We start from the raw sequence: 20464 nt of genomic DNA, 5'->3' as shown, positions 1-20464 counted from the left end.
AGCTCATTTTAGTTCTTTTTCTGCAATTAACCTGCTGTACAGTAAAGTGAGCTGGTTGATCATCTTCTTGGAATCCCACTGTAACTGAGCATGTTTAACTGCATTTTTCTTACACTTGTTTAAAAGATATGAATCTTCAAGCAGTCTTAATATTAAATAGCATAAATCTTCATGGTCGCCTGAACGGAAGATAAGACCGTTCTCTTCAGGCACTACCATCTCAGGCAGTCCTGCAGCATCAGAAACGATGACAGGCAAACCTGAAAATTGGGCTTCAATAATCGAAAATGGCTGATTGTCCTGCAAACTCGGAAAAATGAAAATGTCTGACTGCTTCAAATAATGGGACATGTTCGTTATAGATCCGAGAAAGCGAATGTTGCTTGAAATCCCTAATGTTGCTGCAAGAGCCTCTAACTCCTCCCGCTGTTCTCCATCACCGGCAATCCAGCATTCCCAGTCGCTGCGGAATTTTTTTAGATGCTTTAAAGCCTGCAGCAGGATGTGAACGCCTTTTAAATAAACGAGTCTTCCGGAAAAAAACAAGATTTTTTTGTCTGCTGGTTTAGCTGGTATTTTTTTAAAGGAAAACGTTCTTCCAGCAAAATTTTTGTCATTAAAACCATAGGGGATATGAAACACGTTGCTGTGAATGCCAGTAAGGTTAGAAAGAGTTTTTTGATATAGCCATGCTGAAGAAGTGTGAACGATTTGGCTTTGAGAGCAGCCTTCTATTTCAACCATTCTATAATAACGGTACAAGGGGTATTTATAAATCTCTTGCTCAGAAAAGGCAGGGTAAAGAGATTTAATCTTGTAAAAGATTTCGCTCGATAAAGATCCATGAAGACTTGTCATCAAAGGGACAGCCGCTGGCTTCACACGTGCGAGAGCTCTTGCAGCGATTGGATCCTGAGCGTGTATGAGATCGTACTGGCAGAGTCCGAAATAAGCAGCTGATATTTCGAAAACGTATTGATTAAGCTCTGCATGTGATACGGAGGGATCATTCAACAATAAACCCCCATCATTTAATTTTTCAACAAGTAAAGGAAGAATATCGGTTTTCCTGATGGAAAAAGGTGAGTCATGCAAATAGTACATGGAATGATCAGGACTGCATGACAATATATCCACATTGATTCCTTTTTTCTTAAGTCCTCTTCTAAATTCTGTTATGAATGTCCATAATCCCCCTGTATAAGGGAGCGGCCAGTAGGTGGCAAGCAGAACGTTCAAGAATTCACCTTCTATCAGCGCATAATTGATTACGATTTCTCGTGAACATAAAACGCAATCGTCTGTCTCAGCCCTTCATCAAGTGTGACAGCGGGCTTCCAATTCAGGGAATTGACAGCACTTTGGTTGCACAAAACACTGAAGCGGATATCCTCAGCGCGCGGTTTCTGGTGCTTCGGCTGAATATTTCTTCCTATCAGCTGCTGCAGTTTGGCGGCAAGTTCATTGATGCTCGTCTCAATGCCAGAACTGATGTTGACGACACCTGAAGTGCTGGAGTTCAATGCAGAAAGATTAGCTTCTGCTACATCGCCGGCAAAAATAAAATCTCGTGTGTTTTTTCCATCTCCAAAGATAACGGGATGTTTGTTCTGCAGCATATCGTTGATGAAAACAGAGATTACACCGCCTTCACCATGGCTGTTCTGCCTTGGACCGTATACATTTGCAAACCGAAGAACCATGTACTCAATTCCGAAAAGCGACTGTGAAGAGGCGAGGTATTTTTCAACAATCATTTTTGAAATACCATATGGAGACACAGGGTTTAAGGGATGATCGGTTGTGATTGGCAAGAATTGTGGACTTCCATACACCGCAGCGCTGGAGCTGTATATGATCTTTTTGATTCCGTATTTTTTTGCCAGTTCAATGAGCTTGACTGAGCCTAATATATTAATTTCAGCATCGTGAACCATGTTTTGTACAGAACGGGAAACAGACACTTGTGCAGCAAGATGAATGACTGCTTCTGGCATAAAGTGCTTAATGGCATCTTCAAATTCAGGGCTTAAAATGCTGTATGGGTAAAAAGCTGTCTTTCCTCTATGAGGGGCAAGATATTTCAGCGAACCTGAGCTTAAATCATCGGCTGCAGCTGTTTCGAAGCCGTGGCAGATGAGCAGGTCCATGATATGCGAGCCGATAAATCCGCAGCCGCCTGTAACAAGTATCTTCAAAATAAAGCCTCCATCTTAAAAGAGTAGGTATCATAGCTTAGATAAATCAGAACTTGTTCCCTCTTCGATAAACTTTGCAATGATGTCCATCATTTTTTTATCTGGAATTTTATATCCATCTGGTACATTTGCTCTGATTTTGCTCCATATCTGATGTTCAACGTATACGTTCGTTTCTATTGGATTATGAAACATCGAATTATATAAATCTCCGAGAACCTTCAAAGTGTTCATTCCTTTCTTAACGATCTAGATAGTAGCTGTTTGTAAATGGCGAGGATTCGTTCTGTCATCAAGTCGACTGACCAAAACTTTAAAGCCCATTTCTTTACGGAGGAAGATAAACGGATTCTCAGATCATCGTTTTCAAGCAAAGAAAGAAGATGTAAGAAAAGCGGCCGTTCTTGTCCGGCACCGGCAACAAGACCTGTCACCCCATGCTGCACCATCTCAGGCAGTCCGCCAGCGTCCGAACAAATAATTGCCTTGCCGGCAAGCTGAGCTTCTATCAATGACAGCGGCATATTATCCTGAAGACTTGGGATTACAAAAATGTCCGATTTTTTTAATAAAGCTGGCACGTCATTACGGCGGCCGAGGAACTTTACATGATCGCTAATGCCGTATTCCTCCGTTTTCTGGATGAGTACGTCTTTCATGACCCCGTCTCCGACAATCCAGCATTCCCAGTCAGAGCGCTTTCCCTTTAATAAGGAGAGAGCAGGCAAGAGGATGTGGACACCCTTAATGTCTACTAATCTTCCAGTAAAGATAATGACCTTTCTTCCTTTAGGGGCTTGTATGTCTGTCGGCTGTTCCATTTGATTCAGGAATGCGGGAATATCAATGCCGTATTGAAACTTCACGACCCGTTCTTTAGGAACTTGATAGTCTTGGATGAAAATGTCATGTGTCCATTGAGATGAAGTGTGTATTAAGTCGGCCGAATGAGTTCCCATCTTGTCGAGTGTGTAATAATGCTTCCAATATAATGTCTTTTTGATTTCATCTATGGTAGCGTGCGGGTTCAGGTATTTGAAATATTGGATGGTCTCACGTGCCAGCACACCATGCACGCTTGCGAACAGCGGTACATGGGCGGGCTTCACTCTGCTGAGGCACCAGGTGGAGATGACATCCTGTGTGTGGATGATGTCATATTGAGACAAACCGAAGTAGCATGCTGCAAGTTCCATGTAATAACGGTCGGTTTCCAGGTTGAAGGTTCTTTTATCTGTGTGAAGGACGGGTTCCTTGGCAGGATTCAGCTGTGTATGGACTAACGGGATGAGCTCTTCTTTTTTTATAACCAGGTTTTTATTGACGATGTGGTATGCCAGTCCGTCTGGCGTATTGCCAAAAATATCGACTTCATGACCAAGCTTCTCGAGCTTTTCTTTCATCTGGCACATTAACGGCCAAACACCGCCTAAGTGAGGTATATACCAGTACGTGGCCAGTAAAATTTTCATTGAATCACCTATTTCTATCATTCATTCTTAAAGGGCGTAAAAGAAGCACTGTACTTTACTATATTCTCAACTGCATCACTTGTTTGGGTTTTCCTATACTTCATGAAAAAATGTCACCTTTTCGAAATATACATATAGTGAAGTAACGAAGGCAGCGAGGTGAGAAAATGGCTATATATATTTTAGGTCCTGTACGAAACATGGCAGTGCATGGAAGCAGAGGAGTCGTTATTTTGGATGTAAAAGTGATGAATAATTCAGAAAAAAATGTGGATGTTCTCATTCAGGCCGTCGGTACCAAAAACGGTAAAGATGTCCGCTTGTTTCAATATTTAAACAGTGTGTCAGCGAAAAATAATGTGCTGTATAAAAACCTAGACGTTGATTATGACAGCTTTTCCATACAGATCTCATCAACAAGTATTCAGCCACATGAACTGACGTTTGAAGTTATTGGGAGAAACAGCAATTCTGCTGTGAGAAATCTTACAGGCAGCATTAAATTTGTGGAGTGATGATATGAAGCTCATTCTGACTGGCGGAAGAGAGAGGGAAGGCTTACAGAGCGAGGCGACGCAATATGATATGGGGATTATTTTAACGTTTGACACCGTATCTGGAGACGCTGAAATTAATGTTCATTACGAATCCCCACCAGAGACATGTCCTGTAAAAAACCCCTCAATCCTGTTTAAAGCAGGTTCGATTCGAGACAGTACACTGTACGTATGTACACAGACAGAGGTGCTGATGTATTCACTGCCATCTTTTGTCCAGACCGGTTATGTCTCTCTAAAGTGTTTCAATGACCTGCATCATGTGGCGTGTACAGACGCAGGGCACCTTTTGATCGCGAATACGGGTCTGGATATGGTCATTGAGATGACGCAAGGCGGGACCATTATTCGAGAATGGGATGTGCTTGGCGAACAGACATGGAATAAGTTTTCAAAGGAAAAAGATTATAGGCTTATCCCATCAACTAAGCCGCACAAATCACATCCAAATTATGTGTTTACGGTGGGGCCGCATATTTGGGTGACGAGGTGCCACCAGCAGGATGCTGTCTGCCTGACACATGAAGGATGGAGCTTACCGGTTAATGGTGCCTACATTCATGATGGAGTTATTTATGATGAACACATCTATTTTACGCGCGTAGATGGGCATGTAGTAAAAGTTGATCTGAAGAATCCAGGCAGGCCGCAGCTTTATAATCTGAACAAGATGGCAGCAGCTAATATGCCACTCGGGTGGTGCCGGGGAATTAAACCGGTTGGCGATGATAAGGTAGTCGTTTGTTTTTCCCGTTTAAGACCAACAACCAAAATTAATGCGGATGGATCAAAGACAACTAGCGGGAATTTCGGGGTGAAGCCAACTCATATTGCATGTTTTGATTTGCGTGCTGAAGTGAAGAAATGGGAATTCGATATGGAACAGCACGGGCTAAACGCGATTTATTCCATACTTTAAGCTGCATGTAGACAATTAGTCGTACACGATTATGACTTTTGAGCAATAGAAGTATCTTTTGCATTTTGAGATAATATGGTGTAATCAGGATTGGTCAGCGGCTCATGCCATTCGGCCTTTCCTGTTTTTCGTTCAATTAATTATTTATTCAATTGGTATCCTGAATCCATCCTTGATAAAGTTGATCGAAGTGTAAGGCGCCGACTCCTCGAAAATGAAAGGCACATTTTCTTCGTGCAATGTCTTGCTGCGTAGCTTTCCTTATCCTGCGGGACGAGTGGGACAGGTGAGACCCTTTAGGGCGCGCAGCGGCAAAGGGGCTCACCTGTCCAGCAGAAAACGGCTAGCCCCTCGAGGTCAAAAGGGCAAGTGTCCAATAAGTCAAAGAGCGACTTACCGGCCCCTTTCCCTTTTGCTTGTCGGGGCTGAACGAGCCAACCCGTGCTTTTCGCCACGCCCCGCGGAAAGCGTGCGCCTGAAACGGAGATTAACTGCTCCTCTAAATTCTTTAAAGCAACAAGGTATGCGAAAACAGCCTTTTTAAATAAAGATATACATAGCAGTTTTTATGCAGCTAATGAGTCTTTTAACCTATGCTATAATAAATTGACGGAAAATTTTAAATAAGAGGAGGGCTGGCATTTGAGAAATGATAAAGCGGCAAGCGGCTTTATTTATGGAACTTCATTTTTAGGAGTGACATTATGGGCCGTCTCGGCACTGTTTCTGCAGCCGGTCGAAGATCCGCTTATTTTCTTCATCTTGCTTTTGTTTCTTCTTTTGGCTGAATACTATCCCATCCCTGTATGGAAAGGTCTCACAACGTTAAGTTTTCCACTTCTTTATACGATGGAACTGCTGTACGGATGGGGAACGGCGGTTTTTGTGTTTGGTGCAGCCGTTTTTACGGTGCTTGCCTTAAACCGCAGGCCATTCAGGGTAAAGTTGTTTAATCCATCACAGCTGGTGATCAGCTTTTTTCTGGCGGCCGCAGCGACGGATAATATTTTATCAGCGATTGGACTGGATGCAGGTGAATCTGCTTTTTGGCATGCTGAACTGCGGATGATAGGTGTAACTGTGCTGTATTTTGTATTTAATAACCTTATTGTAGATATCGTTCTGCTGCTTAGGCCGCAGCCATACAGCTTCCGCCATTTTCTGCAGAAGTTCTTGTCCGAGTCTTCGGTAGCGGCTTTTTCCATACTTTATATGTCTTTAATGATGCTGCTGGGGACGCAGAACCGTGGTGAAATCGATGTGTTTTCATACTTGTTCTTTTTCTCTCCGCTTGTGGCCGCTGCGCTTATCTCTTCATTTATTGCTAGGCTGCAGAAGGAAAGAAATCGATTGAAAACACTGTTTTCAATCAGTACTCAGCTGAATGAGAACCTTCCTTCAAAAGACTGGATCAAGAAGATGGAGAGTTCTATCACGCAGTTTCTTGAGGCAGATGCAGTGATTCTTTTTCTTTATGATGGGGAGCAGTGGAAAATCAGCATGAAAAACGGTGTTTTTCAAAGAGAAGCGTTTTTGAACAGAGAAATTGAGGATGCACTTATAACGTTGAATGGTCTTGTTCACTTTAATAAAAAGGTAGATGAGGGAAGCTGGGTGTTCTCGTTTTTTCAGCAGCAGGTCAAGACGGCGGTAGCGGCTCCGATGGTTGTAGAAGGTGAGGTTTCGGGTGTACTTCTTACGGGGAAAACGCGTGCGGGCAGTTTTTCGCAGGATGATATACACTCTGTGGCAACGCTTGCCAACCAGCTGGCTGTAGTGAACAAGACAAAGATTTTAATTAAAGAAAGAGAGCACAGGGTATTGCTCGAAGAAAGAAACAGGATTGCTCGTGAGATCCATGATGGCATTGCCCAGACACTTGCCGGGTCAGTCATGCAGCTCGAAACAGCCAGCCGACTGCTGGAATCTAAACCAGAAAAAACACAGCAGCTGATGAAGACAAGTACGAACAAACTAAGAGGAAGCTTAAAGGAACTGCGTGATTCCATTTATGCGCTCCGTCCATACCCGACAGAGAGGATTGGCTTAAAGAAGGCGATTCAAAGCCAGCTGGATCTCGTTCGAAAAGAACATTCTCTTGCGATTAATTTTCATGAAAAAGGGAACCAAAAAGATCTGAGCTCTATGGTGGAAAAGGTGATTTTTGATATTTTTAACGAAAGTCTGCAGAACACCGTAAAGCATGCCTGTGCTAAGCAAGTTGATATTCTTCTTAGCTATAATGAAGATTTTGTCGTATTTAAACTAAAAGATGACGGTACAGGTTTCTCTCTCTATGAAGCGATTAGAAAGGCACAAAAAGAACCGCACTACGGATTGTTGAATATGAATGAATTGGCTGACAGTCTTGGTGCAGCGCTCCATATCCAGTCAAGTCCCGGAAAAGGGACAGAAATTAAACTGCACATTCCAAATCTTGAGCCAAAGGAGGCTGCTCTACATGATATCGATCATGATTGTTGATGATCATGCTATATTGCGTGACGGATTAAAGACGATATTCGCTCTCGAAGAAGACATGCATGTTGCGGGAGAAGCGATTTCAGCTGAAGATGCGATTAAACAGATGCCCGCAGTGCTGCCGGATGTTGTTATCATGGATATTAATCTTCCAGGTATGAATGGTGTCGAGGCGGCAGAGGTGCTCAAAAGAAAGTACCCGGACACAAAGGTGCTTGTGCTGACTATGTATAATCATGATGAGTATCTGCTATCGGCATTAAAAGCAGGAGCAGACGGATACCTTTTGAAGGATTCTCCATCCGAGCAAGTCGTCGAGGCGGTAAAAGCTGTTTACAGGGGAGAATCTATCCTCACACCAAGTATGACGAAGAAACTGGTGAACATCCATCTCCAGTCGTCGAAAGTAAAGAGAGAAGAGACTGATCTGACTGACAGAGAACATGAAGTGCTGCTTGGTTTGGTGGAAGGTCTCAGCAACAAGGAAATAGCCGAAAAATTGTTTATCAGCGACAAAACAGTCAAAATTCATGTCAGCAAAATATTTAAAAAGCTTAACGTTAAAAGCCGTTCGCAAGCTGTCATTTACGCCGTGCAAAACCAGATGGTGCCTATGTCATAATCAATCAAAAGTCCTTTTGAACAAGTTTTTGTTCAGAGGGGCTTTTTTACATCTAATTCCTTTGCTGTAGAAGCCGCTGCGCCTTCTGCCAAATCCCTATAAAAAGATAAAACAAAAGGCTTATGCAATTTATTACTTACTGGGAATATTAGAGGTCTTTAAAAAAGGGGATAATCATTTACAAATAATGAAAATTCTGAAAAAGGAGGCGGGTTGATTGGGATTTAAAAGATTGATTTTATCTGGCTTTTTGATTGCCGGGTTAATGGTTCCTCTGCAGCAGCCAGATTCTGCTGCAGGTGAGGAAATGATGGTTATGATCGACGAAAGACTGCTCATGAAACTAGAAGAAAACAGCGCAGCAGAAGCCATCGTTACATTCGACGAAGTACTCCCTTTCAGTGAAAAAGCCGAGTTGCTGAAAAAAGCGGGAATTGACGGAGGTGTTTTGCTGAAAAGTCTGCCAATGGCCGGGGTGTTCGTGACCAAAAGTGAATTAAAAAGCCTTTCAGAGCTGACTGCAGTACGATCTGTCTATTATAATGCCCCTCTGGCATATGACAACAACGATGCGACTGACTTGACAGGTGTTGACAAGACAAGAGTTGATAATGAGTATCGCAGTGCGAACGGCGGTCTTCCGGTATCAGGAAAAGGCATTGGAGTGGTCATCAACGATAGCGGTGTTGACGGCACTCATAAGGACCACAAGTTGGGTGAAAACTTAATCCAAAACGTCACTGGACAAATTAACCTTCATGGGCTTTCAGAATTTCTGCCAGTACAATATGCCGAAAACGTACCATCCACTGACAACAGTTCCGGACACGGTACCCACGTTGCAGGAATCGTGGGAGGAACGGGTGCGATGTCAGCCGGGAAGTACGAAGGGGTCGCTCCTGGAGCCAGCCTTATCGGATATGGGTCGGGAGCTGCGGTTGCGATAATTGATACGCTTGGAGGCTTTGATTATGCACTCACGCATCAGGCTCAGTACGGAATCCGTATCATTACGAATTCCTGGGGTGACACAGGAGATATGGGAACACCGTTTGATCCTGAAAACCCGGTAAATGTTGCCACAAAAGCATTGTATGACCGTAACATCCTGACTGTTTTCTCAGCAGGAAACTCAGGTCCGACAGCCGATACGATCACTGGTAATTATAAAAAAGCACCATGGGTAGTGACCGTTGCAGCTGGTGACAAAGCTGGGCGCCTTGCCGATTTTTCTTCTCGGGGCAAAGCGGGAGGCAGAGGCACTGCATTTGTGAGCGGCAATGAGTGGCTGTGGAAGGATGAACCGGTACTCACGGCCCCAGGCAAGGATATCGTTTCTACCAGGACCGTTTCACCGGTTGGTGTGCTCTCCTCTGCTAAAGATATTCAGACAATAGACACGGCATATGTGCCGTATTACACAACATTGAGCGGCACATCAATGGCGGCACCACATGCAGCTGGTGTGGCTGCATTGATGCTGGATGCCAATCCTTATTTAAGTACTCAGGAAATCCGGCAACTATTAATCGATTCAGCTACCCCTATGGAAGGCTATTCTCCGTTCGAAACGGGAGCAGGCTATATAAATGCATATAAAGCAGTCGGAATGGCGTTGTTCGGCAAGTAATCTTATATTTTATTAAAAGAAGAGAGGGGCATTGCCTAATGAAAAAGGTGCTGAAAATTTTCACTGCTTTAGTATTATTAATTTCTGCGTTCAACTTTCTCAGTCCAGATGAAAAGGCAGCAGCGGAAGGTCAAGCGGTTATCGGAAAAACACTGCAGGAGAAGCTTCGTTCATCATCCGGTCCGATTAACGCAGTGGTAACCTTTAAAGCAAAAGACTGGGTTCAGGAATCTGCAAAAAATGTATTATCTCATGCCGGCATTCAAGATGCTGTGCTGCTTCAATCTCTGCCGATGGCAGGAATAGTTGCAACGAAGGAACAAATTGAGAAGCTTGCAGAAGAACCTGGTGTCTACTCAATTTTTCTGAATGAAAAACTAACTTATTATAATGCTGATGCAACAGAAATCACTGGTGTGGACAAAGCACGTACGGACACTGCATTTACGGCAGCGAACGGCGGAATTCCCCTCACTGGAAAAGGAATCGGAGTTGTGGTCAATGACAGCGGTGTTGACGGAACACATAAAGACCATGAACTCGGGAAGAACCTTGTACAAAATGTCATGGCTTCTACTAATCTGCATTCTATTTCTGGCATCCTTCCAATCAGTTATGCAGAAAACGTTCCAAACACCGATACGAACTCCGGGCATGGAACACATGTAGCAGGTACTGTCGGAGGAACAGGGGCGATGTCCCGCGGGAAGTATGAAGGCGCAGCGCCAGGGGCTGATTTGATAGGCTACGGTTCAGGGGCAGCACTTTTCGTTCTTGATGGAATCGGAGGATTTGATTATGCGATTACACACCAATCAAAATACAATATACGTGTCATCACGAACTCTTGGGGATCAACGGGAGATTTTGAACCGGAGCATCCTATTAACATTGCCAGTAAAGCTGCTTACGACAGGGGGATAACAGTCCTGTTTGCAGCCGGAAATGAAGGGCCAGGAGAAGATACACATAATCCTTATGCAAAAGCGCCATGGGTCATTTCAGTAGCAGCAGGAGAAAAATCAGGAAAGCTTGCAGAATTCTCGTCGAGAGGAAAGAAGAATGCAGGCGGTACGTTTAATATGGACGGCAAAACATGGACATGGAATGATGAACCATCCTTAACAGCTCCAGGTGTAAACATAGTTTCAACAAGAGTTATCGCGCCAGTCTCTTCTCTTGGTGCAGTTGATGATGCAAGCGGAATTGAACCCGCTTATCTTCCGTATTATACGACCATGAGCGGTACATCAATGGCGACACCTCATGTTGCTGGTATTGCTGCACTTCTCCTTGAAGCGAACCCGAGACTGTCTCCTGACCAGATTAAAAATATTTTGAGAAAAACGGCAACTAACATACCAGGGATGGAGACGTGGGAAAGTGGTGCAGGATATGTCAATGCTTATGCGGCTATTGATAATGTATTGAACGGAACGGAATACGGAAAAACAGTGAACGCTTTGCGAACGTTCAACAGTTCTGCAAGTATTAACGAAGCATCAAGCAATTTCACTCTTACTTACGATCCGGTAAAGCTAACATCTGAAAATAAGCATGTATTTCAGGTGCCTACAGGTGTAGCCAGCCTTTCTGCTAAGGTGAACGGAGAAGGAATAGATGGGGAGACAGGAAATCCGATTAACCTCGTACTTGTTTCACCTGATGGCACCGAGTACAGCTCTGGCGTTTCCCTGCTGTTTCCGCTGGAATATACGCGGACTGTAGTCGTGGATTCACCAGTTGCTGGAGAATGGAAAGCCGAGGTAAGAGGCTTGCGGGGAGATGAAAATAATCCTACATCAGGAGTAAGCCTTCCAGAGGAATTAAAAGGAAGTATCACATTCAAAACAGCTGGAGGATTTACAGGATTAAAGGATATTGCTGGACACCCTGCAGAAGCAGCCATCCAGACAGCTGTTAGTGAGAGGCTAGTTGACGGCTACAGTGACGGGACATTCAAACCGAATCAGCTGCTCACAAGAATTGAACTTGCGCGTTATCTTTTGTCCGGGGCAGAGATTCGGCAGGCTGTAAAAGCATCTTCACTTCCAGATGTTCCAGCAGCCGATCGTCCGTTCGCCCAGGCAGTCACTTTAAGGGGCGGAGCTTTGCGAGATGGAAAGCAGATTCAAAAAGGGGTAATGCTCTTAAAAACTGACGGGAAATTTGCTCCATCGGGAACAGTTTCAAGAGCAGAACTAGCCTATTCATTTGTTCAAAGCCTTGGATTGGAAAGTCTTGCGCTCAGTAAAGCGGCGGATCCTCTTACTGTTCAGTCAGGGGATGAACGGGTGAAGATTGATGACGCAGCCAATGTACCGGCGCACCTAAGAGGTTACGTCCAGGTTGCACTTGATCTAAACCTGCTCAATGCATACTTTAAAGTGGTTCAAGGACCTTATGATCTCGAGCCTGTGCTGCATGCCGAATTCAGGCCATCAGCCAATATATTACGCGGGGAATATGCGGTCGCAGCTAACCGCTTTTATCAAGCATTTATGCAATAAATGAAAAAGCCTGTGCGTCGATCATGACGTACAGGCTTTTTTAACGATAAGGAAGTATAACTTTTACAAAGATGCGATTTTTCACGTCAGCTAACCTAATTTTAAAATTAATATGTGTTTTTATTCTTTAGCAGCCGCAGAAAGCTCTCCGGTTGTTTCTTCAGATTCCGTTTTATTTGTCTTTCGCAGCGGTATCTCATCTAGGAAGAATAATGTAAGAATCCAAGCGAATCCGATCACACAAGCACCGGTTAAAAAAACACCGCTCAACGCATAGCTTAAAGATTCACGAAGCAAGTGCAGCATGCTGTTGAACATTTCCATCATGGACGGAGGAATTTTTCCTTGAATAGCCTTTAGCGCTTCATGGTTTAAAAGTACTTGAGGATCAGAAAGCGTCCCGGCAAGTTTTTGCATTAGAGGTGCAGTTTCGGTGTTTACTGAAAGCTTAGCCGATTCTTCTGCAAAATAATCCTTCATCCTGGCATTCATGATGCTTCCCATTATCGCAACGCCAATTGTACCGCCAAGCTGCCTGAAAAGCTGGACAGAGGAAGTAGCTGTTCCTAGCAGTCTATGCGCTACCGCGTTTTGTACGGTTAAAGTAAAGATAGGGAAGCTGATCCCAAGCCCGGCACCGACGAGAATCATGTTCAGCACTGCTGTTGTATTCGTCGTTCCTGTATCCATGAAAAACATGCTGATCATGCCCGTAATCATGACGAGAAGTCCAAACAGCGCCAGTTTTTTATATTTTCCTGTCTTCGTGATCAGCTGGCCGCTGATCGCACTCCCTGCAACCATGCTAAGGGTCATCGGCATCATAACAAAGCCTGATTTGGTCGCAGACGTTCCCATTACACCTTGTATGAACATCGGCATGTACATGATGGAACCGAACATGCCTGCTCCAAGAAAGAAGCCGATAATGTTGGATACGGTAAATACCTTTGTTTTGAACATTTCAAGCGGCAGTACGGGGCTTTTTGCTTTTTTTTCAATGCTGATAAAGACAGCGAGAGCAATAAGCGAGACTGCAAACAATCCGATAATCTGAGGTGAGACCCAGTCGTATTGCTTTCCGGCCCACGTAAAAGATAGAAGAAGCGGAACAATCGTTAAAGTGATGAATAAAGAACCTAAATAGTCGACAGGCTCCTTTGATTGCTTTTCCACTGTTGGAAAAAGGATGAGAATCATGAGAAATGCAACAATTCCAAACGGAAGGAAAATCCAGAATACCCAGTGCCAATCGTAATGATCAACGATATATCCTCCAAGTGTCGGACCGAATACACTTGCCAATCCGAAAACACTGCTCAATAGCCCCTGCCATTTGCCTCGTTCTCTCGGAGAAAACAGGTCACCTACAGCGGTAAATGAAGTAGACATGATCATACCGCCGCCAAAGCCTTGGATCGCACGGTATAAAATAAGCTGAATGATGGTGTCAGATATCCCGCACAGAAAAGAGCCGATGCTGAAAATACCGATACCGATAAGGATGAATGGCTTTCTTCCGTAAGTATCTGAAAGACGTCCGACGAGGACAGCTGTAATGCTTGAAGCAAGCATGAAAATGGTGAATACCCAGCTGAAATATTCAATGCCGCCAAGCTCAGAAATGATTGTAGGAAGCGCTGTGCCGACAATAGTCTGGTTTAACGCAGCAAACAATAATGCTGCCATGATTGAAAACATGATGACTATTTTTTTTCTTTTATCAATATGTTCCATAAATGTAACCTCCATTCACAATATAAATAGTTAACAAAGTGAAGTATGTGTGCAAAAAATGAACTGCCATTACAGCAGCTTGTTAAAAAGGACATTCATTGCTTTCATTTCTTCCGATGTAAGCCTATTAAACTTTTCGGTAAAGTACTGGTGCTTGATATCCTCCATTTTCTGCGCCACAGACTTTCCTTTTTGGGTGATTTCAAGATTGACGATCCTGCGATCCTCTTCAGAACGTGTTCTTACGATTAAATCCTTCTTTACGAGACGATCCGTTACAGCCGTAATGTGGCTTGATGACACTTTAATCTCAGCCGCAATTTCAGAAGCCATAAGAGGGCTGTTATCATATAGAGCCTTAAGCACAGCAAATTCATTGCCTGGAATATAATCTACAAATAGATCGTTCACTTCTTTTCGGAACGTACGGAAGACGGTGCGGAAGCTGCGCTCCAGCTCATTGGTTAAATCTGTTCGGTTTTGGTTTCCCATCGATTTTAAACATCCTTGTCCTTTGTTGTATTCTCCATTATATGATAATCTTTAAATGAAAAAAAGAATAATGATTTGAGGTCATCAAAAAAATGAAAAATTCTACTTTGTTCTTTCTACTGCTGGGCGGCGGTTTTCTTATCGGTGTGCTGTATTGGGTATATGTCATAGTCACAAAAGCACAGCCTGGATTTTAATTTTTATTTTTTACATATCAAGTATAGAACCAGCTTCTCAGCTTAACGCTGCTGAAGCTGGTTTTTTTTTTTGAACTGCTGATAATGTTGATTGAAGCAAAAGGTATGAGACTTTTGCTGGTTCAGAGATAACTAACCGATCTGTTTATTTTTATAGAAACAACATAATTTTTAGAGTGTTTAAAGACTCTTTTTTCGTGATGCAGCCTATTTACTAGAGAAAGAGACAAGTGTACAAGCATGCTTGTCTCTTTTTCATACAATACAGTAAACCAATATGGAGGTGTTGATATTGGGATTGAAATATCCTATTACGAACATGTACATTGATTCGAAATGGGGCCAGAGACCAGGCGGAAACCGCATTCCGCGATACAGTGTCGCTCATGATACTGGCAATCCAGGTTCATCTGCCATGGACAATTACCGTTATTTTAACAGCAGAAACTTAAGTTCTTCTGCACATGTTTTTATTGATGATCAAGACATACTTGTTATCATTCCGCTGAATGAAAAAGCATATCACGTGAGGCAGAATGTTTCTGATGCAAATGAGTGGGCCGCCGGGGTCGAACTGTGCTGGGGTGGAAATATAAAGTTTGAAGAGGCATATGAAAGGTATGTCTGGTATTTTGCGTACTTATGCAGGCAATATAACTGGAACCCTGAACTGCAGATTAAAGGCCATTTTCAGATCGATCCATCCAGGCGTACAGATCCAATTAACGCATTTAAGCGTTATGGGAAAACGTTTACAGGCTTTATCACAGATGTGAAAGAGCAACTGGAAAGGGTGAAAGCTGAAGAAAAGCTGATGAGCTTATTAACGAAAGGCGACAAGGGGATTAGTGTCCGCAAACTTCAAGAAGATCTTGCTGATTTAGGGTTTTATAAATCCAAGATCGACGGGATATTTGGACTGCAGACTGAAACAGCAGTCCGCACATTTCAACGGTCTTACAGGATTACGGTTGACGGGAAAGCTGGTCCACAGACGGTTGGAGCGATTCAAAGAGCACTTGAAGCAAGAAGCAATGAAAGAATTCTTAAAAGGGGGAGCATCGGAGAAGATGTCAGAAATCTGCAGAGCAAGCTGAACGCTCTTGGGTTTAAAGCTGGCGCAGCCGATGGCATTTTTGGAGAATTGACAGAAAAAGCTGTCCGCGAGTTTCAGGGGAAACGGAGCATCGCAGCTGATGGGGTTGCAGGCACCGAAACAAAAAAAGAACTTCAAAAAGCACTTGATGAAAAAGCGCAAAGAGCACGCAAGCCGACCCCAAGAGCTCAAGTGCCTGCATCAGACTTTGTGTACAAAGTCCAGCTTGGTGCGTTTTCCTCTGAAGAGAACGCTATTGCACTTGCAGAAAAGGCAAAAAAGGCAGGCTTTGATGTTATTGTGAAGAGTGAGAGGAAGGACGACTAATCTTTTTCTCAGATCTTACACCGTACCAGATAAATATGGCGCCAATCACTACAAATATGGGCTCAAGTATATTTGCTTCGGGTCCTTTTGTTATGCGGTGCAGCTGGAAAATCCAGTGAAACACCACTGTATCTACACTCAAGAAAAAGCCAATCGCAGCTACAAAACCGTTAAAAAAGGAACGGGTAAACGCTTTGTATACCGCAAAAAGCATGATGATAAGAAGAACAATTCCAAAAGCAACCGCACCAATACGTTCTCCTTGCGACTTTGCCTCAAATCCGAACGCAAACGCCTTCTCAGATGGAAGAAGAACGGCTGTTAAAAAAAGAACTGCACCTGTAAGTAACCATTTTCTGCTCATAGACAACCCTCAAATATTTTTATTTTTATCATACTATATTTTTCTAGCCTGCAATGTTTAAGAAGAAAGAAAACAGGGAAGTAACCAATTTGGAATATATAAAATCAGTTTATTTATATTGAGGTTTAAATGAACAGGGGTGAGAACATGGATGCCATTCAGCTTATTGGAGAAAAGCTCATACTAGAGAAAAATTTTCTAGCAAAAAGAATCGATGATTTTATCCGTGAAGAGGGTAGATCGGCTGGACCGGTGACAGACGAGATAATAGAAGCGCGGGCAGAACTATTTCAATATTTTGGGGAAGTACTTTCCGATAAGGAAAATGTTTCTGCAGCAAGATTTCAAGGTTGGGGAAAAAAAACTGGAGAACTTGCTGTTAAATACGACATACCTCTTGATCAGGCGTTAGAAAGCACAAGATACTACAGGGTTGTTATTTGGGAGTTCTTTAAGGGTCAAGTGGATGAATTTAATCTCAGCGGATCAGCAGTTATTGATCTTGCAGCAGTAGTCGATCCTCTGCTTGACGAAACAGTTCAAGCCTTCAGTGTTGCATATGTAGCTTACAATAACCGTATCCTCAGCTTAGCCAGAGATGCGATCGAAGAGCTTTCTGTCCCTGTTGTAAGGCTGACTAAAAATCTTGCAATCCTGCCTCTGGTCGGAACGATTGATACGTACCGTTCCAAGCTGATCATGGATACTGCACTGGAAAAGTGCATGGAATATCAGGTGGAACGATTGTTTATTGACTTATCCGGTGTACCGGTTATCGATACGATGGTTGCTCACAATCTCTTTCAAGTCATCAACTCTTTGAAGCTTCTCGGTGTGGAAGTGACACTCAGCGGAATGCGTCCGGAACTTGCCCAGACAGTCGTTTCGCTCGGCATCAGCTTTGACGGGTTATCAATTGCAGGAAGCTTGCATAATGAATTAGAAGAATATGGCTTCACACAGCACCCTGAACGAAGAACATTTGCCTGACAATCAGGCATTTTTTTCTAGTTGTTAAAAGAACGTACGTTCGCATATAATATGTATTAAGAAAGGTAGGTGGAAGCATTGAAGGAAGTATTAAACCGCTGCTTAAGAGGCAAAATGCCATTTGAGATGATTTATTTATCTAAAGAAGGATTTCTGACACAACGTAAAGTTTCGCCTATATCATTTAATGAAACTGTATTTTCAGCGTATTGCTTCCATCGCAGGCAGGTGCGGACTTTTTATATTGAAAACGTCCTGTCAGCGGCATACCAGCTTCCGCCTTCCTAAAGACTGTTGGGGCAAACGGAGGGATCAGCGTGCTTTACGGCACAGAAGAAGACCGTGGATTAATCGATATTTTTATCATGTACCCGATGCTGCTTACGATATTTGACCGTGACCTGAAAGTCATACAAACTTCCCCTTTCAAGCTTAAGCGGCCATATATCCTGCTGATCGAACGAGTGATGGATGACATAAGCATGGAACTACATGAAACAAGAAAAAAGATGATGGCCAAAAGGATAAAAGTGATGGACCCTAAAAGACTTGAAGATGTAACAGAGTACGAAATTTTTATTAGAGGCTACCGTGAAATAATGCGGTTTCCAAACGTACATCTTCGCAACAAAGCCGAGATTCTGCTGGAGCGATTCCTTTTAAAAAACCGTGTTTAAAGCAAGCGGCAGGTGCTGCGCCAATTTTGGCACAGCTTTTTTTCTTATTTAATAAATAATAGGCGACTTTTCAGCGGATGAGTGTATACACTAGTAAAGAAATAGGCAATGAACGGAAAGTTGAGGTCGGGAAGTATGACAGAGGTACTGCAGCATTTTATTAAGCTTGCAGAAGATCTGGACAGAAGTGCAGTCATCGTCAGCAGCGATGAAAATGATCCTGTTGCGGTTGTTTCTTGTCCGGATCCATGGAGAATACTAGGGTGCGGCAACTATGCTGCTGTATTCGCACATCCCACTTATAAGGATTATGTTGTAAAAATATACGGAAGAGATGTTGAGGGTATTAAAGATGAAATAGAAGTATACGGCAGGCTGGGAAGCCACCCTGCTTATTCAGAATGTCATTACTACGGAGATCGTTTCTTGATACTGAAACGAATTTTCGGTACGACACTCTTTGACTGTGTTCATAATGGGATACGCATCGAGCCGAAAATTATTGAAGATATTGATCATGCACTTGAATATGCACGAAAACGAGGGCTCTTTCCTCACGATGTTCATGGCAAGAACGTCATGGTTTCAGAGGGACAGGGTGTCATTGTTGATGTTTCCGATTTTCTGATCAAAGAGGATTGCGGCAAATGGAAAGATTTAAAGCTGGCATATAACAAGGTGTACCTTCGTTCATTATACCGTTTGCCTTTATCGATTCCTTATTCAATACTGAACGGAGTTCGTATTGGATACAGATGGTATAAAATGATAAAAAGGACGTTTGATTAAAACAGGAATAAAGAACTAAACAAATAGTTGGAACTTTACCCTTTTATAGGATATAATGACTATAAATACCATATTTCCTTTGTTTCAAGGCAAACCATCTGAAAGGATGGGACGCAAAGCCACGGGTCTAATGCTGCTGAGCAGCTAAGGCAGCCGGGTTGCCAGAGGGGACGCTAATGCTGATTGATTAAGCTGCTCCCTTTTTGGGATGCAGTTTTTTTGCACGTCAAAAAAGTGTAACCTTTCAGCAATGAAGAGAATTGACGTCGTTAGAAAGGTAAAGCGCAACTAAAGCTGACTTAAAAGATTGCAGTCAGCCAAGTTTTCTAATGTGCTTCTGGCACGATACAGATTTTTTGATCAAACGAAGATTTGAGGGATTTTATATGGCTAAGGAAAAATATTGGCAGAGTTTGCGGAAGAAACTGTACAAGAAGCATGTCGAAGCCATCCCCATCATGATCGATCACCATCTTGGAGAACTACGGATGACGAATTACTTTGATCTATTTATTCATTCATCTTCACAAATTCCCTATGAATTAACTGTTCATAAAATGCTGCAGGCAAACTGCAGGGGTGTTTTTCTGCCTGAACACCGATACAGAGCTTTCCTGAAAAAGTCAGAAGAAAGCGCTTTTCAATCGGGGATTGAGTTTGTCAAACATCAGACAATACCTTACCGTTCATTGAGCTGCTTTACGAAAAGCATCCGGAACGCGGTGCTTGGAGAAGTCAAAAAGCTGCTTGAACTCGAGGAACACCATGTGCAGATGTCTGTGCTCGAACGCTGGAACGAGATCAGTCACCATTCTTTAACGGGTTTTTTGAGCGGATTCTGTTCGCAGCAGTTTATGGACCTGAAAGAAATAAGCATTCGCGACCCGTTAACAAATCTTTACAACCGCCGCTATTTTTATGACTGTCTGGATGAAAAGGTCCAGGATGCGGAGCAGATGGAACAGCCATTGGCGCTGCTCATGCTAGACGTGAACAATTTTAAGTATGTGAATGATGAGTTCGGGCATAACAAGGGCGATGAACTGCTCTGCCGTATTGCCGAACTTGCGCAGGAACAGTCTTTAGAGTACGGATTCAGGTTCGGCGGTGATGAATTTGTTTTCTTGCTGCCGGGAGTCTCAGAGGACGAAGCGTATGAGACTGCGGTAGAGATTGATTCAAAGCTGCTTGATTGGAAACAATACATATCTCTTGCATATGGGGCAATTGAATTGAAGCCTGATGCGTGCGAACGGATTGATGACTACCTTCATCTGGCCGATAAAAGGATGTACGACAGGAAAAGGCGTGTAAAAGGCTGAACACGAAATCAAATAGTAAATAGAGAGACTGCACCTGACAAAAAAAGGAGCAGTCTTTTTTGCGAACGCTTGTTTTGCTGTGTG

General features: G+C 43.1%; 19 protein-coding genes and 1 riboswitch. Of the genes, 12 read left to right on the top strand and 7 right to left on the bottom strand.

Annotated features, from left to right (window positions below; all coding sequences use genetic code 11):
• Positions 1 to 3: 3 nt before the first annotated feature.
• The 4 genes from CGZ90_RS04420 to CGZ90_RS04405 are packed head-to-tail and all read right to left on the bottom strand — an operon-like array spanning position 4 to position 3670.
• Positions 4 to 1239: a glycosyltransferase family 4 protein gene (locus CGZ90_RS04420; protein ID WP_094251108.1), complete on the bottom strand. Its 1236-nt coding sequence runs from the start codon at positions 1237 to 1239 to the stop codon at positions 4 to 6.
• Between the two features lie 29 nt (positions 1240 to 1268).
• Positions 1269 to 2198, bottom strand: coding sequence for an NAD-dependent epimerase/dehydratase family protein (locus tag CGZ90_RS04415; RefSeq protein WP_094251107.1), 930 nt, complete (start codon positions 2196 to 2198; stop codon positions 1269 to 1271).
• Between the two features lie 30 nt (positions 2199 to 2228).
• Positions 2229 to 2432 carry a hypothetical protein gene (locus CGZ90_RS04410; protein WP_133063549.1) on the bottom strand — a complete coding sequence of 68 codons (204 nt, stop codon included), beginning with the start codon at positions 2430 to 2432 and terminating at the stop codon, positions 2229 to 2231.
• The gene (locus tag CGZ90_RS04405; protein ID WP_165766764.1) at positions 2429 to 3670 is read right to left on the bottom strand and encodes a glycosyltransferase family 4 protein; all 1242 of its coding nucleotides are present in this window, start codon (positions 3668 to 3670) and stop codon (positions 2429 to 2431) included. Before CGZ90_RS04405 ends, CGZ90_RS04410 begins: the two co-directional genes overlap by 4 nt.
• Before the next feature lie 167 nt (positions 3671 to 3837).
• Here CGZ90_RS04405 and CGZ90_RS04400 point away from each other — a divergent pair, with 167 nt between their 5' ends.
• The 6 genes from CGZ90_RS04400 to CGZ90_RS04375 all read left to right on the top strand — a co-directional run bounded on the left by CGZ90_RS04400 (position 3838) and on the right by CGZ90_RS04375 (position 12389).
• A complete protein-coding gene (locus tag CGZ90_RS04400; RefSeq protein WP_094251104.1) occupies positions 3838 to 4185 on the top strand; it encodes a hypothetical protein in 348 nt (115 codons plus the stop codon).
• A gap of 4 nt (positions 4186 to 4189) precedes the next feature.
• Positions 4190 to 5146, top strand: coding sequence for a hypothetical protein (locus tag CGZ90_RS04395; protein WP_094251103.1), 957 nt, complete (start codon positions 4190 to 4192; stop codon positions 5144 to 5146).
• A 642-nt stretch (positions 5147 to 5788) separates the two neighbouring features.
• Entirely contained in the window at positions 5789 to 7630 is a 1842-nt protein-coding gene (locus CGZ90_RS04390) for a GAF domain-containing sensor histidine kinase (RefSeq protein ID WP_094251102.1), read from the top strand.
• Positions 7608 to 8249, top strand: a complete 642-nt coding sequence (locus tag CGZ90_RS04385; RefSeq protein WP_094251101.1) for a response regulator — start codon at positions 7608 to 7610, stop codon at positions 8247 to 8249. Before CGZ90_RS04390 ends, CGZ90_RS04385 begins: the two co-directional genes overlap by 23 nt.
• 217 nt (positions 8250 to 8466) lie before the next feature.
• Positions 8467 to 9879: a S8 family serine peptidase gene (locus tag CGZ90_RS04380; RefSeq protein WP_240515341.1), complete on the top strand. Its 1413-nt coding sequence runs from the start codon at positions 8467 to 8469 to the stop codon at positions 9877 to 9879.
• A gap of 38 nt (positions 9880 to 9917) precedes the next feature.
• On the top strand, positions 9918 to 12389 hold the full coding sequence (locus CGZ90_RS04375) for a S8 family serine peptidase (RefSeq protein WP_094251100.1): 2472 nt from the start codon (positions 9918 to 9920) through the stop codon (positions 12387 to 12389).
• Between the two features lie 120 nt (positions 12390 to 12509).
• Here the strand turns inward: CGZ90_RS04375 and CGZ90_RS04370 are convergent, their stop codons facing one another.
• Positions 12510 to 14126 carry an MDR family MFS transporter gene (locus tag CGZ90_RS04370; protein ID WP_094251099.1) on the bottom strand — a complete coding sequence of 539 codons (1617 nt, stop codon included), beginning with the start codon at positions 14124 to 14126 and terminating at the stop codon, positions 12510 to 12512.
• Between the two features lie 69 nt (positions 14127 to 14195).
• Positions 14196 to 14618 (bottom strand): MarR family winged helix-turn-helix transcriptional regulator, encoded by a 423-nt coding sequence (locus CGZ90_RS04365; protein WP_094251098.1) that lies wholly within the window; start codon positions 14616 to 14618, stop codon positions 14196 to 14198.
• A 489-nt stretch (positions 14619 to 15107) separates the two neighbouring features.
• Between CGZ90_RS04365 and CGZ90_RS21025 the strand changes: the two genes are divergently transcribed.
• A complete protein-coding gene (locus CGZ90_RS21025) occupies positions 15108 to 16238 on the top strand; it encodes a peptidoglycan-binding protein (RefSeq protein WP_276206755.1) in 1131 nt (376 codons plus the stop codon).
• Here the strand turns inward: CGZ90_RS21025 and CGZ90_RS04355 are convergent.
• Positions 16207 to 16602: a DUF2243 domain-containing protein gene (locus tag CGZ90_RS04355; protein WP_094251096.1), complete on the bottom strand. Its 396-nt coding sequence runs from the start codon at positions 16600 to 16602 to the stop codon at positions 16207 to 16209. The two genes, CGZ90_RS21025 and CGZ90_RS04355, sit on opposite strands and share 32 nt — an antisense overlap.
• A gap of 147 nt (positions 16603 to 16749) precedes the next feature.
• Between CGZ90_RS04355 and CGZ90_RS04350 the strand changes: the two genes are divergently transcribed.
• The 5 genes from CGZ90_RS04350 (at position 16750) to CGZ90_RS04330 (ending at position 20380) form a co-directional block, all read left to right on the top strand.
• Positions 16750 to 17592, top strand: a complete 843-nt coding sequence (locus CGZ90_RS04350) for an STAS domain-containing protein (protein ID WP_165766763.1) — start codon at positions 16750 to 16752, stop codon at positions 17590 to 17592.
• A gap of 78 nt (positions 17593 to 17670) precedes the next feature.
• Positions 17671 to 17880 carry a hypothetical protein gene (locus CGZ90_RS04345; RefSeq protein WP_094251094.1) on the top strand — a complete coding sequence of 70 codons (210 nt, stop codon included), beginning with the start codon at positions 17671 to 17673 and terminating at the stop codon, positions 17878 to 17880.
• A gap of 29 nt (positions 17881 to 17909) precedes the next feature.
• Complete coding sequence (locus tag CGZ90_RS04340; RefSeq protein WP_094251093.1) at positions 17910 to 18269, top strand: YhjD family protein; 360 nt, start codon at positions 17910 to 17912, stop codon at positions 18267 to 18269.
• A gap of 135 nt (positions 18270 to 18404) precedes the next feature.
• Positions 18405 to 19058 (top strand): protein kinase family protein, encoded by a 654-nt coding sequence (locus CGZ90_RS04335; RefSeq protein WP_094251092.1) that lies wholly within the window; start codon positions 18405 to 18407, stop codon positions 19056 to 19058.
• A 78-nt stretch (positions 19059 to 19136) separates the two neighbouring features.
• A riboswitch (cyclic di-GMP riboswitch) is annotated at positions 19137 to 19224 on the top strand.
• Between the two features lie 220 nt (positions 19225 to 19444).
• On the top strand, positions 19445 to 20380 hold the full coding sequence (locus CGZ90_RS04330) for a GGDEF domain-containing protein (RefSeq protein ID WP_165766762.1): 936 nt from the start codon (positions 19445 to 19447) through the stop codon (positions 20378 to 20380).
• Positions 20381 to 20464: the final 84 nt, after the last annotated feature.

It is taken from the genome of Fictibacillus aquaticus, from assembly GCF_002245695.1.
GTDB lineage: Bacteria > Bacillota > Bacilli > Bacillales > Fictibacillaceae > Fictibacillus > Fictibacillus aquaticus.
This window is presented reverse-complemented; position numbering and strand designations above follow the sequence as displayed.